This is a genomic window from Cupriavidus alkaliphilus, assembly GCF_014191175.1.
Taxonomy (GTDB): domain Bacteria; phylum Pseudomonadota; class Gammaproteobacteria; order Burkholderiales; family Burkholderiaceae; genus Cupriavidus; species Cupriavidus alkaliphilus.
Window position 1 is genome coordinate 981,863 of sequence record NZ_JACHWE010000002.1, and the last position, 15,007, is coordinate 996,869.

Annotated in this window: 10 protein-coding genes; all 10 read left to right on the forward strand. The window is 68.7% G+C overall.

Features of this window, described 5'->3' with window-relative positions:
- Nucleotides 1-20 precede the first annotated feature (20 nt).
- Nucleotides 21-1,163 (forward strand): putative 2-aminoethylphosphonate ABC transporter ATP-binding protein, encoded by a 1,143-nt coding sequence (locus FHX60_RS10845; protein ID WP_183283334.1) that lies wholly within the window; start codon nt 21-23, stop codon nt 1,161-1,163.
- The gene (locus tag FHX60_RS10850) at nt 1,154-2,983 is read left to right on the forward strand and encodes a putative 2-aminoethylphosphonate ABC transporter permease subunit (RefSeq protein WP_183283335.1); all 1,830 of its coding nucleotides are present in this window, start codon (nt 1,154-1,156) and stop codon (nt 2,981-2,983) included. The genes FHX60_RS10845 and FHX60_RS10850 overlap by 10 nt, the downstream gene beginning before the upstream one ends.
- A 37-nt stretch (nt 2,984-3,020) precedes the next feature.
- Complete coding sequence (locus tag FHX60_RS10855) at nt 3,021-4,154, forward strand: 2-aminoethylphosphonate--pyruvate transaminase (RefSeq protein WP_183283336.1); 1,134 nt, start codon at nt 3,021-3,023, stop codon at nt 4,152-4,154.
- Between the two features lie 101 nt (nt 4,155-4,255).
- A complete protein-coding gene (locus FHX60_RS10860; protein ID WP_183283337.1) occupies nt 4,256-5,107 on the forward strand; it encodes an EamA family transporter in 852 nt (283 codons plus the stop codon).
- A gap of 98 nt (nt 5,108-5,205) precedes the next feature.
- Entirely contained in the window at nt 5,206-7,686 is a 2,481-nt protein-coding gene (locus FHX60_RS10865) for a GcvT family protein (RefSeq protein WP_183283338.1), read from the forward strand.
- Nucleotides 7,687-8,026: 340 nt separating this feature from the next.
- A complete protein-coding gene (locus FHX60_RS10870) occupies nt 8,027-10,870 on the forward strand; it encodes a xanthine dehydrogenase family protein molybdopterin-binding subunit (protein ID WP_183283339.1) in 2,844 nt (947 codons plus the stop codon).
- Nucleotides 10,867-11,427, forward strand: a complete 561-nt coding sequence (locus FHX60_RS10875) for a (2Fe-2S)-binding protein (protein ID WP_112775618.1) — start codon at nt 10,867-10,869, stop codon at nt 11,425-11,427. Before FHX60_RS10870 ends, FHX60_RS10875 begins: the two co-directional genes overlap by 4 nt.
- Nucleotides 11,427-12,710, forward strand: a complete 1,284-nt coding sequence (locus tag FHX60_RS10880) for a c-type cytochrome (RefSeq protein WP_183283340.1) — start codon at nt 11,427-11,429, stop codon at nt 12,708-12,710. The genes FHX60_RS10875 and FHX60_RS10880 overlap by 1 nt, the downstream gene beginning before the upstream one ends.
- 310 nt (nt 12,711-13,020) lie before the next feature.
- Complete coding sequence (adh, locus tag FHX60_RS10885; protein WP_092310363.1) at nt 13,021-14,541, forward strand: aldehyde dehydrogenase; 1,521 nt, start codon at nt 13,021-13,023, stop codon at nt 14,539-14,541.
- Between the two features lie 2 nt (nt 14,542-14,543).
- The gene (locus tag FHX60_RS10890) at nt 14,544-14,945 is read left to right on the forward strand and encodes a DUF779 domain-containing protein (protein WP_183283341.1); all 402 of its coding nucleotides are present in this window, start codon (nt 14,544-14,546) and stop codon (nt 14,943-14,945) included.
- Nucleotides 14,946-15,007 lie beyond the last annotated feature (62 nt).

Consider the following 15,007-nt stretch of genomic DNA (forward strand, 5'->3'; position numbering starts at 1 on the left):
CAGAACACAGGCCCCACGCCATGCAGACCTCCACATCCACGGCCGAAACCTACCTCAGCCTGAAAGGCATCCACAAGCGCTTCGGCGGCAGCGGCAGCGCCTTCGTCGCGCTCCACCATATCGACCTGGACGTGCGCCAGGGCGAGCTGCTGTGCTTCCTGGGCCCGTCGGGCTGCGGCAAGACCACGCTGCTGCGCATCATCGCCGGGCTGGAATCGCAGAATGCCGGCACCATCCACCAGGGCGGGCGCGATATCTCCACGCTGCCGCCGATGGAGCGCGACTACGGCATCGTGTTCCAGTCCTATGCGCTGTTCCCCAACCTGACCGTGGCCGACAACGTCGCCTACGGCCTGGTCAACCGGCGCATGCCGCGCGACCAGCGCCGCGCGCGCGTGGCGGAACTGCTGACGCTGGTGGGGCTGCCCGATCGCGGCAACCAGTATCCGGCGCAGTTGTCGGGCGGCCAGCAGCAGCGCGTGGCGATTGCGCGCGCGCTGGCCACTTCGCCCGGGCTGCTGCTGCTGGACGAGCCGCTGTCGGCGCTCGATGCGCGCGTGCGGGTGCGCCTGCGCAGCGAGATCCGCGCGCTGCAGCAGCGGCTGAACATCACCACCATCCTGGTCACGCACGACCAGGAAGAGGCACTGTCGATGGCGGACCGCATCGTGGTGATGAACCAGGGTGCGATCGAGCAGGTCGGCACCCCGGCGCAGGTCTACCAGCGCCCGGCCACGCCGTTCGCGGCGGACTTCGTCGGCAAGACCAACATGCTGGGCGCGCGCGTCTGCGGCGACGGCGAGCTGCACCTGGGCGGCGTGCGCATGCGCTGCGCCGCGCCCGCGGGCTGCTGCCCCGACGAGGATGTGCAGGTGTTCTTCCGCCCGGAGGACGTCTGCGTGCGCGGCATCGAACAGCATGGCCCCAATGTGCTGGAGGCCACCGTCGACAAGATCGAGTTCCTCGGCGCCTTCTCGCGGCTGACGCTGCGGCTGCCCGACGCCGCGCCGGCGGCACCCGGCGGCGCCGGCGCGCCTGGCAGCGCGCTGTATGCCGACCTTTCGCTCAATGACCTGCACGAGCTGCGCCCGCACACCGGCGACCGGCTGCGCCTGGCCATTCCCGCTGACCGTATCCGAATCTTCCGCCACGCATGCGCATGAGCCTCACTGCGGCGCCGGCCACCACCTCTGCCACCATGCCGGCTACCGATACCCTCTCCCCCGCCCCGGCCAGCGCGCCGGCGGGGCCCGCCAACCCTGGCGCGCAGCCCTCGCCGCCGGCATCGCCGGCGCTGGTCGCCACCTCGGTGCGCGCGCACTGGACCGACCGCCTCGCCTACGCACTGCTGGCCCTGGCCGCGCTGGCGCTGGCCTGCTTCGTGCTGGCGCCGATCGTGATGATCCTGGCCAAGAGCGTGCAGAACCGCGACGGCACCCTGGCCGGCATCGCGCACTTCCGCGCCTACTTCGAGTCGCCCGCGCTGCTGCGCTCGGTATGGAACAGCCTGTGGGTCTCGGCGCTGGCCACCTGCATCACGGTGCCGCTGGCGTTCGGCTTTGCCTATGCGCTGACGCGCAGCCGCATTGCCTGCAAGGGCCTGCTGCGCAACCTGGCGCTGATCCCGCTGCTGGCGCCCTCGCTGCTGGCGGCGATCTCGTTCATCTTCTGGTTCGGCAACCAGGGGCTGTTCAAGCCGTGGATGGGCAGCACGCAGATCTACGGGCCGCTGGGCATCGTCGCGTCGCTGGTGTTCGCCACCTTTCCGCATGCGCTGATGATTTTGATCACGGCGCTGTCGCTGACGGATGCGCGGCTGTATGAAGCCGCCGACGCGCTGGGCACCTCGACCGTGCGCAAGTTCTTCACCATCACCGTACCGGGCGCGCGCTACGGGCTGGTCAGCGCCGCCATGGTGGTGTTCACCTATGCGATCTCGGATTTCGGCATCCCCAAGGTGATCGGCGGCAACTTCCACATGCTGGCAACCGATATCTACAAGCTGGTGATCGGCATGCAGGACTTCTCGCAGGGCGCGGTGGTGTCGCTGATGCTGCTGGTGCCGGTGGCCGTGACCTACTGCGTCGACGCGCGCGTGCAGCGCCGCCAGATGGCGCTGATGTCGGCGCGCTCGGTGCCCTACGTGCCGCGGCGCAGCCCCCGCTTCGACCTGGCCATGGCGGTGTTCTGCTGGCTGATGGCGGCGCTGATGCTGGCGGTGATGGGCATGGCGGTGTACGCGTCCTTCGTCAAGCTGTGGCCGTACAACTTCTCGCTGTCGCTGAACCACTACCGGGTCGGGCTGGTCGAGGGCGGCGTGGTCGATTCCTACCTGAACAGCCTGCGCATGGCGGGCCTGGCCGCGGTGATCGGACCGGTGTTCATCTTCGCCACCGCCTACCTGCTGGAGAAGACCCGCGGCATGGATTGGCTGCGCAGCTTCGTGCGGCTGATGGCGGTGCTGCCGATGGGCGTGCCGGGGCTGGTGCTGGGGCTGGGCTACATCTTCTTCTTCGTGCCGCAGGCCAACCCGCTGCACGGGCTGTACCAGACCCTGGGCATCCTGGTGCTGGTGACCATCGTCCACTACTACGCATCGTGCCACCTGACCGCCGTGACCGCGCTCAAGCAGCTCGACAGCGAGTTCGAGGCCGTGTCCGCATCGCTCAAGGTGCCGTTCTACAAGACCTTCTTCAAGGTCACGGTGCCGGCCTGCCTGCCCGCCATCCTGGAGATCTCGCGTTACCTGTTCATCAATGCGATGACCACGGTCTCGGCGGTGGTGTTCCTGTACGGCGCCGACACCAAGCTGGCCTCGGTCGAGATCGTCAACCTGGACGAGTCCGGCGACATCGGCCCGGCCGCGGCCATGGCCACGCTGGTGGTGCTGACCTCGGCCGGCGCCTGCCTGCTCTATTACCTGCTGCAACGCGTGCTCGATTGCAAGACCCAGGCCTGGCGCCAGGGCCAAGGCAACGACTGACTTTCCATTTCCACTCCTTCCCAATCAGGAGCTCAACATGATTCGCGGCAATGACCCGATCCTTCTGACCCCCGGCCCCCTGACCACCTCGCTCGCCACCAAGCAGGCCATGCTGCGCGACTGGGGCTCGTGGGACGCCGCCTTCAACACCATCACGCGCAGCCTGTGCGACGACCTGGTGCGCATCGTCCACGGCGAAGGCACCCACGTCTGCGTGCCGATGCAGGGCAGCGGCACCTTCTCGGTGGAAGCGGCAATCGCCAACGTGGTGCCGCGCGACGGCAAGGTGCTGGTGCCGCAGAACGGCGCCTACTGCCAGCGCATCCTGAAGATCTGCAAGGTGCTCGGGCGCGCCAGCGTGGAACTGCCGATTCCGGAAGACCAGCCCGCCAGCGCCGCGCTGATCGAGGAAGCGCTGCGGCGCGACCCGTCGATCACGCACCTGGCGCAGGTGCACTGCGAGACCGGCGCCGGCGTGCTCAACCCGCTGCAGGACATCGCCCTGCTGTGCCAGCGCCTGGGCAAGGGCCTGATCGTCGATGCCATGAGTTCGTTCGGCGCGCTCGAGATCGACGCGCGCACCATGCCGTTCGACGCGCTGGTGGCCGCCACCGGCAAGTGCATCGAGGGCGTGCCCGGCATGGGCTTCGTGCTGGTGAAGAAAGACGTGCTGGAAGCCAGCCAGGGCAACAGCCACTCGCTGGCGCTGGACCTCTATGACCAGTACGTCTACATGCAGAAGACCACGCAGTGGCGCTTCACGCCGCCGACGCACGTGGTGGCGGCATTCCGGGCCGCGCTGGACCAGTTCCTGGAAGAAGGCGGCCAGCCGGTGCGCGGCGCGCGCTATCGCCGCAACTGTGACACGCTGGTGCAGGGCATGGCGGCGCTGGGCTTCCGCGCCTTCCTGCCGGCAGCGGTGCAGGCGCCGATCATCGTCACCTTCCATGCGCCGGCGGATGCGCGCTATGACTTCAAGACCTTCTACGGCAAGGTGCGCGAGCGCGGCTACATCCTTTATCCGGGCAAGCTGACCCAGGTGGAAACCTTCCGCGTGGGCTGCATCGGCGCCATCGACGACAACGAGATGCGCAACGTGGTGACGGCGATTGGCGAGGTGCTGCGCGAGATGGGGATCGAGATGCAGGCGCAGCTGGCGGAGGCGGCTTGACGACGAGCTTGTTCTCTCAACGCTAGCAGCAGGCACCCCTCTCCCGCTTGCGGGAGAGGGGTGCAAACACGCAGCAGACCACAAGAACCAACAACTCCTTCATGTCCCTCCCCCCCGATTTCCACGGCCTCGCCTTTGCCGCCGTGATGCTGTCGGCGCTGATGCATGCGTCGTGGAACGCCATCGTCAAGATCGGCGGCGACCGGCTGTCGTCGATGGCGCTGATCGACACCTTCTGCCTGCTGGTGGCGCTGCCCTTCCTGTTCCTGGTGCCCGTGCCGGCACCGCAGGTATGGCCGTTCCTGCTGGCCACGGTGGCGCTCGAGGTGGTCTACAAGCTGTCGCTGGTGGCGGCCTACAACCGTGGCGACTTCAGCCAGGCCTATCCGCTGATGCGCGGCTCGGCGCCAATGATGGTGGCCATCCTGCTGTTGCTGACCGGCAGCGAACGGCTGGGGCCGGGCGGCTATGCCGGCATCGCGCTGATCTGCTGCGGGCTGGTCAGCCTGGTGCACTGGCGCCGGCAGGCGCCCGACCTGCTCGGCTTCGCGCTGCTGGCGGGGGCCTGCCTGGCGGGCGGCACCGTGATCGACGGCACCGCGGTCAAGCGCCATGGCGAGGTCCTGACCTACATCGTCTGGCTGCAGGCGATGTCGCATGTGTTCATGCCCGGCTATGCCTTTGCCCGCCGCGGCACGGCACTGCTGGCGCTGCTGCGCACGGAATGGAAGCGCGCCGGCATCGGCGGCATCAACCGCGTGGGCTCGTATGCGCTGATGCTGTGGGCCATGACCATGGCGCCGGTGGCCAAGCTGGCGGCGCTGCGCGAATCGAGCGTGATCTTCGCGGCGCTGCTGGGGCATTTCCTGTTGCGCGAGGCCTTCGACCGGCGCCGCGTGCTGGCGACCGCGCTGGTGCTGCTGGGCATCGTCACGCTGCAACTGGCGCGCTGAGCACTGACTGGCCTGTTGCATTTTGCGTTGTTTATTGGCGTTTTGTGGCATACCATGGCAAGCATCCCCCACCGCCCTCGCCCCGCGCGTTGAACACCATGTCCCTCCCGTCCCAAACCCGCGTCGTCATCATCGGCGGCGGCATCATCGGCTGCAGCGTTGCCTACCACCTGACCCGGCTCGGCTGGACCGACGTGGTGCTGCTGGAGCAAGGCCAGCTGTCGTGCGGCACCACCTGGCACGCCGCCGGGCTGGTCGGCCAGCTGCGCTCGCAGGAAAGCATGACCCGTCTGATCCGCTATTCCACCCAGCTCTACAGCGAACTGGAAGCGGAAACCGGCCTCGGCACCGGCTGGAAGCAATGCGGCTCGCTGTCGGTCGCGCGCACCGCCGAGCGCATGACGCAATTGCGCCGCACCGCCGCGGTGGCGCGCGCCTATGGGGTGGAATGCGAGGTGATCTCACCCGCGCAGGCCGGCGAGCTCTGGCCGGTGATGCGCACCGACGACCTGCTCGGCGCGGTCTGGCTGCCGGGCGACGGCAAGGCCAACCCGACCGACCTGACCCAGGCGCTGGCGCGCGGCGCGCGCAGCCGCGGCGCCCGGATTGCGCAGGACACGAAGATCACCGCGGTCCATGCCCGCGATGGCCGCGCCACCGGCGTCAGCTGGCGCAACAAGGCCGGCGACGAGGGCCGCATCGAAGCCGAGATCGTGGTCAATTGCGCGGGGCAGTGGGCGCGCCAGGTGGGGCAAATGTGCGGCGTGACCGTGCCGCTGCATTCGGCCGAGCACTACTACATCGTCACCGAGCGCATTGCCGGCGTGCGCCCCGACCTGCCGGTGATGCGCGACCCCGATGGCTTCATCTACTTCAAGGAGGAAGTCGGCGGGCTGGTGATGGGCGGCTTCGAGCCGGACGCCAAGCCCTGGGGCATGCAGGGCATTCCCGAGCCGTTCGAGTTCCAGCTGCTGCCGGATGACTGGGACCAGTTCCAGATCCTGATGGAAAACGCGCTGGTGCGCGTGCCGGCGCTGGAAACGGCGCAGGTCAAGCAGTTCTACAACGGCCCCGAATCGTTCACCCCGGACAACAACTTCATCCTGGGCGAGGCGCCGGAGCTGCGCAATTTCTACGTCGGCGCGGGCTTCAACTCGATGGGCATCGCCTCGGCCGGCGGCGCCGGCATGGCGCTGGCCGAATGGATCGTCGCGGGCGAGCCCACCATGGACCTGTGGCCGGTCGATATCCGCCGCTTCGCCGGCTTCAACGGCAACCAGAGCTGGCTGCACGACCGCGTCAAGGAAACGCTCGGGCTGCATTACGCGATGCCGTGGCCGAACCGCGAACTGGAGACCGCGCGGCCATTCCGCCGTTCCCCGCTGTATGCGCACCTGCGCGATGCCGGCGCCAATTTCGGCAGCAAGATGGGCTGGGAGCGGCCCAACTTCTTCGCGCCGCCGGGCACATCGCCGCAGATCGAATACGCCTTCGGCCAGCAGAACTGGCTGCCGTGGAGCGGCGCCGAGCACCGTGCCTGCCGCGAGGGCGTGGCGCTGTTCGACATGAGCTCGTTCTCCAAATACCTGGTCAAGGGCGCCGATGCCGAGGCGGTCCTGCAGTACGTGATGAGCAACGACGTGGCGGTGCCGCCCGGACAGACCGTGTACACCGCGATGCTCAACGAGCGCGGCACCTATGAGTCCGACCTGACCGTGACGCGGCTGGCGCGCGACCAGTACCTGGTGGTGACCGGGTCGGCGCAGACCACGCGCGACTTCAGCTATATCGAGCGGCTGATCCCCCGGGACCAGCGCTGCGTGATCGTCGACGTCACCGGCCAGTACGCGGTGCTGGCAGTGATGGGGCCGCGCTCGCGCGAGCTGCTGCAGACGGTGTCGCGCGCGGATTTCTCCAACGAGGGGTTTCCCTTCGGCAGTTCGCGCGAGATCGACCTCGGCTACGCCACCGTGCGCGCGACGCGGCTGACCTACGTCGGCGAGCTGGGGTGGGAACTGTACGTGCCGGTGGAATTCGCGGTGGGCGTGTACGAGACCCTGCATGAGGCCGGCCGCACGCTCGGCCTGGTCAACGCCGGCTACTACGCGATCGAGTCGCTGCGGCTGGAAAAGGGCTACCGCGCCTGGGGCCGCGAGCTGTCGCCGTCGGTCAACCCGTTCGAGGCCGGACTGTCGTTCGCCTGCAAGCTGGCCAGCGGCATCGACTTCCGCGGGCGTGAAGCGCTGCTGCAACTGCGCCAGGCGGGCGCGCCCACGCGGCGCATGGTGGTGGTGACGGTGGATGGCGCCAGCGACGCCATGCTGTGGGGCGGCGAGGCCGTGCTGCGCACCGGCCCCGACGGCAGCGTGCGCGCGGTGGGATCGCTCAGTTCCGCTGCCTTCGGCCATACGCTGGGCTGCCCGGTCGGCATGGCGCTGCTGGCGCGCGAGGACGGGCCGGCCGACGCGGCATGGCTGGAAGCCGGCAGCTACCACGTCGACCTCGCCGGCGCCCTGCTGCCCGCGCGCGTGCACCTGCGCGCGCCCTACGACCCGGCCTCGGCGCGCCCGAAGGCCTGAACGCAAGGGGCCTGAACGGAAAGCCGGCAGGGAATATTCGCGCCGGCTGATAACCACTATTCAACGCCCCGCCTTGAGGTAAACCCTAGGCCACGGCGACAATCGCGGGGTCAGCGCAGCCGTTCAGCGCCAGGACCATGACAACCATGCCCCGCCCCGATTCACCCGCGCCGCAGCCGTAGTGACTGGCGGCACGCCATGCCCTGCAGCGGCCGCACCATCGCGGCCGCGCTCCCTGAACACCTGAACCGTATCCGCGCCAGCCCCAGGGCTGGCCCGCGGATGGCTGCCCCCTTGCCGCGACATCTTGCGCAATCTTGCGCAATCCCCAAGGAAATCCATGCCCAGCTTCAACCCTTCACGACGCACCTTTCTCAAAGCCAGCGTCGTGGCCGGGGTGTCGGTCTATATCGCACCCATCGGCGGCAAGGCTTTCGCGGCCTTGTTCGAAGACAAGATCCTGACCCCCGTGCAGTGGGACGCCAAGGCCGGCGCCCCCAGGTTCCGCATCGACGGCATCGCCAAGGTCACCGGCGCCAAGGTGTTTGCGCGCGATATCCGCTCGCGCGACATGCCGCACTGGCCGCAACAGCAGTCGCACGCCTTTATCCTGCGCGCAACCCAGGCCGACCGCCTCTATACCGGCTTCGACCTCGGCGTGCTGGGCGACGAACTCAAGCCCGACCGCGTCGTCACCGCCGACGACCTGGCCCGCGACGGCGTCGCCTTCCCCGCCTTCTACGGCGACGACATGCTGCTGCCCGCCGGCAAGACGCCGGCCTACCTGGGCCACGCGGTGGCGATCCTGATCTACCACGACTTCGCGCGCTTCCGCTTTGCCAAGGACAAGCTCAAGTTCCGCGACGACGTGATCCGCTATGGCGCGAAGACCGGCCCGCTGGCGCGCGATCCGTGGGGCACCTTCCGCTTCGTGCGCGTGGGCGGCGCCACACCCTACGCGGACGACGTGTTCTCCAGCCTGAAGAATGCGCCGGTGTTCCCCAGCATGATGCGCAAGCACGAGCCGGTCTGGCCGGACGGCAACGACCACGGCCAGCTCGGCGAACAAGGCATGCACCACGCCGCGCGGATCCGCGCGCAACTGGCAAAGCCGTCCGACGACTGGCTGGTGCTGGAGCGCGAGTACAACTCGCAGTCGGCCGACACCGCCGCGCTCGAGCCCGACAACGCCAACTGCTGGTATGACGCCGCCGCGCAGGCGCTGCACATGGTGGTGCCGACGCAAGGGCCGAACGAGGTCGCCGAAAGCGTGGCCGAGATGCTGGCGAAGGCCAGGGGCGCGTTCCCGGTGAAGCAGGTATTCCTGCACCCGTGCTACACGGTCGGCTACGGCTCCAAGGACCACTACAACTTCCCGTTCTATGGCCTGGTCGCGGCGCTGTACGCCGACGGCAAGCCGGTGCGGCTGGCCAACGACCGCTACGAGCAGTTCCAGACCTCGATCAAGCGCCACGCCTTCAGGATGCGCTACCGCATTGCCGTAGACCGCAAGACCGGCCTGTTCCAGGCCTTCCAGGGCGACCTGCAGGCCAACGGCGGCGGGCGCTCCAACTTTTCGCCGTCCGTGGCGATGGTCGGCGCCACGGCGGCGCAATCGATCTATTACTTCCCGAACAACGACCTGACCGCCGTGGCGCTCGCCTCGCGCGCCGTCGACGCGGGCTCGGCGCGCGGCTACGGCACGCTGCAGAGCATGGCCGCGACCGAGATGATGGTCGACGAGTTCGCCGAGCAGCTCAAGCTCGACCCGATCGAGTTCCGCCTGAAGAACGCGCTGCGCTCGGGCATGAAGAACACGCAGGGCGCGATCCCCGCCGGCGCGATCCGCGTCGACGAGGTGCTGGAGGCGGCGAAGGCCTATCCGCTGTGGACCAACCGTGCCGGCAAGAAGGCGGAGTATGAAGCCGCCAACCCCGGCCGCCGCTATGGCGTGGGCTTTGCCTGCGTGCAGAAGGACTTCGGCACCGGCGCCGAAGCGTCGTTCGCCAAGGTCGAGCTGAAGGCCGACGGCAGCATCGTGCTGCATCACTCCGGCGCCGAGATCGGCACCGGCATGTCGACCTCGCAGGCCGCCGCGGTGGCGCGCTGGCTGGGCAAGCCGGCGGGCGAGGTGCGCACCTCCGTCACCGACTGGACCGACCTGCCGGTGACCACCTCCGGCGACCCCTACCTGATGAGCCAGGCCGAGCAGGACAGGCTGTCGGCCAATCCCCGCTGGTCGCCGGCCTATGCGTCGCCCGCCAGCGCCACCAACTCGGCCTACTACTTCACGCACAGTACGCGCGAGGCCGCCCGCGTGGTGTTCCTGCACGGCCTGTGGCCGGCGGCCATGGCGATCTGGAGCCAGGGTATCGGCGGTGGCCAGGCGGCCTCGCTGGTGGTGCGCGTGGAAGACGCGCGCTGGGTCGACGGCAAGCTCAGCGCCGGCGGCCTGCAGGCGCTGCCGTTCGAGCAGCTCGCGAGCAAGGCGCACGAGCTGGGGCTGGTGACCGGCGCCACCGTGCACGCCTTCAACCGCTGGCAATGGAGCGAAGCCGATTTCGACATCGACGGACACGCCGCGCGCCTGCCGGTGGATGGCTTGTCGGTGCGCTACGGCGATGGCGCCAATGGCATCGATCTCGCGCGCAAGGCGCGCATGCGCACCCCCGGCGGCTGGCATGTGCTCGATCGCAACAAGGTCTATATCGCATCCACGCAGCGCAACAACGCCGCGGTGACCTACTACAGCGCGGTGGGCACCTTCGTCGAGCTGTCGGTGCACGAGGCCAGCGGCAAGGTGGAAATCCTGTCGCACCACTCGATCATGGAATGCGGCACGCAGCTGTCGCCGCAGCTGGTGTCGGGCCAGCTGCAGGGCGGCATCGCCATGGGCATCGGCCACGCGCTGCATGAATACCTGCCGCTGTACGAGGACGGCCCCGGCAACGGCACCTGGAACTTCAACCGCTACCACCTGCCGCGCGCCAGCGACGTGGCGGTGTGGAGCCAGACCGGCACGGTGCTGCCGCCGGTCACGGAAACCGACCCGCCCAAGGGCATCGCCGAGGTGGTGATGATCCCGGTGGTGGGCGCCATCGTCAACGGCATCGCGCATGCCATCGGCCACCGCTTCACCGACCTGCCGGTGACGGCGGCCAAGATCCAGGAGGTACTGGCATGAGCATCGCCACCCAGCCCATCACGCTCAACATCAACGGCAAGGACGTCGGCCCCGTCGACGTGCCCGAAGGCCTGATGATGATCGATTTCCTGCACGAATACCTGGACCTGACCGGCTCGCGCCTGGGCTGTGGCCAGGGTATCTGCCACGCCTGCGTGGTCATCCACGACAAGCCGGACGGCACCAGCGAGGAAGTGCGCAGCTGCATCACCGGCGCGCACTGGTTCAACGGCCGCAAGGTGCGCACCGTGGAAGGCCACGGCAAGCGCAACGAGCAAGGCGAGGTGGTCGAGCTGACGCCGGTGCAGCAGAAGTTCCTGGAGCATTTCAGTTTCCAGTGCGGCTACTGCACGCCGGGCTTCGTCAACGGCGCCACCATCCTGGTGGAGCAGCTCAAGCGCAAGCCGGTGCCGAAGGACCAGGTCGAGGCCACCATCACCCAGGCGCTGGACGGCCATATCTGTCGCTGCACCGGCTACGTGCGCTACTACGAGGCGGTCAAGGACGTGATCACCAGCACGCCGGGCCTGGTGCTGGACAGCGGGAGCGACAAGTGATGCAGCGCACGCCCCTGATGATCGCCATGCGCGCCGCGCTGGCAGCGCTGACCGCGGCCGCGGTCATGGCCGGCTGCGGCAGCCGCACCGAAGCCATTGCCCCCGCCGCCGACCACGCCCCCAAGGCGCAGCTGTCAGCCGCCGAGCAGATCGCGCGCGGCCGCTACCTGGTGCGCGCCGCCGACTGCGCCGCCTGCCATACCGCGCCGCAGGGTGCGCCGTTCGCCGGCGGCGTGGAACTGGCCTCGCCCTTCGGCACCTTCTACGGCACCAACATCACGCCGGACAAGACCCACGGCATCGGCAACTGGAGCGCAGACGACTTCTACAAGGCGCTGCATGACGGCAAGGCGCCGGGCAAGCAGCTCTACCCGGCGATGCCGTACACCTCGTACCGTAGCCTGTCGCGCGCGGATTCGGATGCCATGTACGCCTACCTGATGCAGGTGAAGCCGGCCGCGGTGGCCAACCGAGCGCACGAGCTGCAGTTCCCGTACAACCTGCGCTTCGCGCTGGCGGGCTGGAACCTGCTGTTCCTCGAGGACAAGCTGCCGGATGCTTCCAAGGGGAATTCGGAATCGTGGCAACGCGGCCGCTACCTGTCCAACGCGCTGGGCCACTGCGCCGAGTGCCACACGCCGCGCGCGGCCTTCGGCCGGCTGGACCTGTCGAAGCCGCTGGCCGGCTCCGCGCTGGCGCGCGTCGGCGCGCCGGACATCACGCCCGCCGGCCTGGCCGCGCGCGGCTGGACCGCCGCCGACCTGCAGCAGTTCTTCGCCACCGGCATCGCGCCGCAGGGCTCGGCCTTCGGCGAGATGTACCCGGTGGTGCATCTGAGCAGCCAGTACCTGAACCAGGCCGACCTGGGCGCGATGACCACCTACCTGCTCGGCGACCAGCCGCCCGCGCCGCAGCCGGTCAAGGCCGTGAGCGCCGACGCCGCGCAACTGGCACCGGGCCGCCGCCACTACGTCGCCGTCTGCGCCGGCTGCCACGGCCGCGAGGGTGAAGGCAAGCCGCACGTGGCGGTGTCGATGGCCGGCAACTCGACGGTGCGCAACGCCGACGCGCGCAACCTGATCGTGTCGATGCTCGATGGGATCGGGGCGCAGCGCTTTCCGGGCCTGGAGGCGATGCAGGAAATGCCGGGCTTTGCCGACCGCATGAGCGACGAGGAGCTGGCGCAGCTGGCCAACTACCTGCGTGCGACGTGGGGTGGGCAGCCGGCCGATGTGAAGCCGGGTGATGTGAAGGCGCTGCGCGCGGCCGGTCCGGGGCATTAAGGCCTGCCTGCGGCGCCCGATCATCCGCCGGTTTGCTCCCCTCTCCCACTGCGCGGGAGAGGGGAGCGATTGCGCGGGATGGTGGCCATGGCATGCGGTACCGCATAGCAGCGGCCGTACAGCAGCTGTTCCAATCTTGAACAACCACTGTCACGCGCTTGCACACCTGCGGCGCGATTTCCCGGCCAATCCTCGCTTCCTCCCGCTTTTTCCTCCTCCCGCTGCCCCCGGCACACCTCTTGCGATCTGCTCCCGTGCGCACGGCCCACGCCGTGACGGCACCACACAGATCACTCGAACGGAGCGAGACATGAACATGGCGGAAATCGCCCAGCTGGGCGTCAGCAACCCCTACAAGCAGCAGTACGACAACTACATCGGCGGCCAGTGGGTGCCGCCCGCCGGGGGCGAATACTTCGAGTCCATCACGCCGATCACCGGCAAGCCGTTCACGCGCGTGCCGCGCTCGAACCAGCAGGACGTCGACGCCGCGCTGGACGCAGCGCACGCCGCCAAGGCGGCGTGGGCGCGCACCTCCACCACCGAGCGCGCCAATATCCTGAACCGCATCGCGGATCGCATCGAGGCCAACCTCAAGCTGCTGGCCGTGGCGGAGAGCATCGACAACGGCAAGCCGGTGCGCGAGACCACCGCCGCCGACCTGCCGCTGGCGGTGGACCACTTCCGCTACTTCGCGGGCTGCATCCGCGCGCAGGAAGGCGGCATTTCCGAGATCGACGGCGACACCATCGCATACCATTTCCACGAACCGCTGGGCGTGGTCGGCCAGATCATCCCGTGGAACTTCCCCCTGCTGATGGCTACCTGGAAGCTGGCGCCGGCGCTGGCCGCCGGCAACTGCGTGGTGCTGAAGCCCGCCGAGCAGACGCCGGCGTCGATCCTGGTGCTGATGGAGGTGATCGGCGACCTGCTGCCGCCCGGAGTGGTCAACGTGATCAACGGCTTCGGCCTGGAGGCCGGCAAGCCGCTGGCATCGAGCCCGCGCATCAGCAAGGTGGCGTTCACCGGCGAGACCACCACCGGCCGGCTGATCATGCAGTACGCGTCGCAGAACCTGATCCCGGTCACGCTGGAACTGGGCGGCAAGTCGCCCAACATCTTCTTCGAAGACGTGCTCGCCGCCGACGACGCCTTCTTCGACAAGGCGCTGGAAGGCTTCGCCATGTTCGCGCTGAACCAGGGCGAGGTCTGCACCTGCCCGTCGCGCGCGCTGATCCAGGAATCGATCTACGACCGCTTCATGGAACGCGCGCTCAAGCGCGTCGCCGCGATCCGCCAGGGCCATCCGCTCGACACCGGCACCATGATCGGCGCGCAGGCGTCGGCCGAGCAGCTGGAGAAGATCCTGTCGTACATCGACCTGGGCCGCAAGGAAGGCGCGCAGTGCCTTGCCGGCGGCGAGCGCAACGTGCTCGACGGCGACCTGTCCGGCGGCTACTACGTCAAGCCGACCGTGTTCGCGGGCCACAACAAGATGCGCATCTTCCAGGAAGAAATCTTCGGCCCGGTGGTCTCGGTCACCACCTTCAAGGATGAGGAAGAGGCGCTGGCCATCGCCAACGACACGCTCTATGGCCTCGGCGCCGGGGTCTGGACGCGCGACGGCGCTCGCGCGTTCCGCATGGGCCGCGGCATCCAGGCCGGGCGTGTGTGGACCAACTGCTACCACGCCTATCCGGCCCATGCCGCGTTCGGCGGCTACAAGCAGTCCGGCATCGGCCGCGAGAATCACCGCATGATGCTTGACCACTACCAGCAGACCAAGAACCTGCTGGTGAGCTACAGCCCCAACGCGCTCGGGTTCTTCTGACCATGGCAACCCCGGGCACCGCGCCGGCCGCACTGCCGGTCGAGCGCGTGGTGGCAACGCCGGCCGCGCTGGCGCTGATTGCCGAGCTGGCCGCGCGGCACGGCGCGCTGATGTTCCACCAGTCGGGCGGCTGCTGCGACGGCAGCGCGCCGATGTGCTATCCCGCCGGCGAGTTGCTGGTGGGCCCGGGCGATGTCTGCCTGGGCCAGATCGGCGGCGCCGCGTTCTACATGACGCGCGCGCAGTTCGAGTACTGGCGCCACACGCGGCTGGTGATCGACGTGGTGCCGGGCGCGGGCGGGATGTTCTCGCTGGAGGGGCGCACGGGCAAACGGTTCCTGACGCGCTCCGAGCTGTTCAGCGACGCCGAGGCGGCGTGGCTGGCGGCGCAGCCGGAACCGTAATGCGACCTGCGGCGATGGCGTGCGGCGCAGGCAGTGCCGCACGCCATCGCCCTGTGGTTCAG

Bases quoted from the DNA above. Each gene is read 5' to 3' on its own strand.
- FHX60_RS10845 (WP_183283334.1), top strand. From the start codon at position 21: ATGCAGACCTCCACATCCACGGCCGAAACCTACCTCAGCCTGAAAGGC.
- adh (WP_092310363.1), top strand. From the start codon at position 13,021: ATGAACATGGCGGAAATCGCCCAGCTGGGCGTCAGCAACCCCTACAAG.
- FHX60_RS10880 (WP_183283340.1), top strand. From the start codon at position 11,427: ATGCAGCGCACGCCCCTGATGATCGCCATGCGCGCCGCGCTGGCAGCG.
- FHX60_RS10850 (WP_183283335.1), top strand. From the start codon at position 1,154: ATGCGCATGAGCCTCACTGCGGCGCCGGCCACCACCTCTGCCACCATG.
- FHX60_RS10855 (WP_183283336.1), top strand. From the start codon at position 3,021: ATGATTCGCGGCAATGACCCGATCCTTCTGACCCCCGGCCCCCTGACC.
- FHX60_RS10875 (WP_112775618.1), top strand. From the start codon at position 10,867: ATGAGCATCGCCACCCAGCCCATCACGCTCAACATCAACGGCAAGGAC.
- FHX60_RS10870 (WP_183283339.1), top strand. From the start codon at position 8,027: ATGCCCAGCTTCAACCCTTCACGACGCACCTTTCTCAAAGCCAGCGTC.
- FHX60_RS10865 (WP_183283338.1), top strand. From the start codon at position 5,206: ATGTCCCTCCCGTCCCAAACCCGCGTCGTCATCATCGGCGGCGGCATC.
- FHX60_RS10860 (WP_183283337.1), top strand. From the start codon at position 4,256: ATGTCCCTCCCCCCCGATTTCCACGGCCTCGCCTTTGCCGCCGTGATG.
- FHX60_RS10890 (WP_183283341.1), top strand. From the start codon at position 14,544: ATGGCAACCCCGGGCACCGCGCCGGCCGCACTGCCGGTCGAGCGCGTG.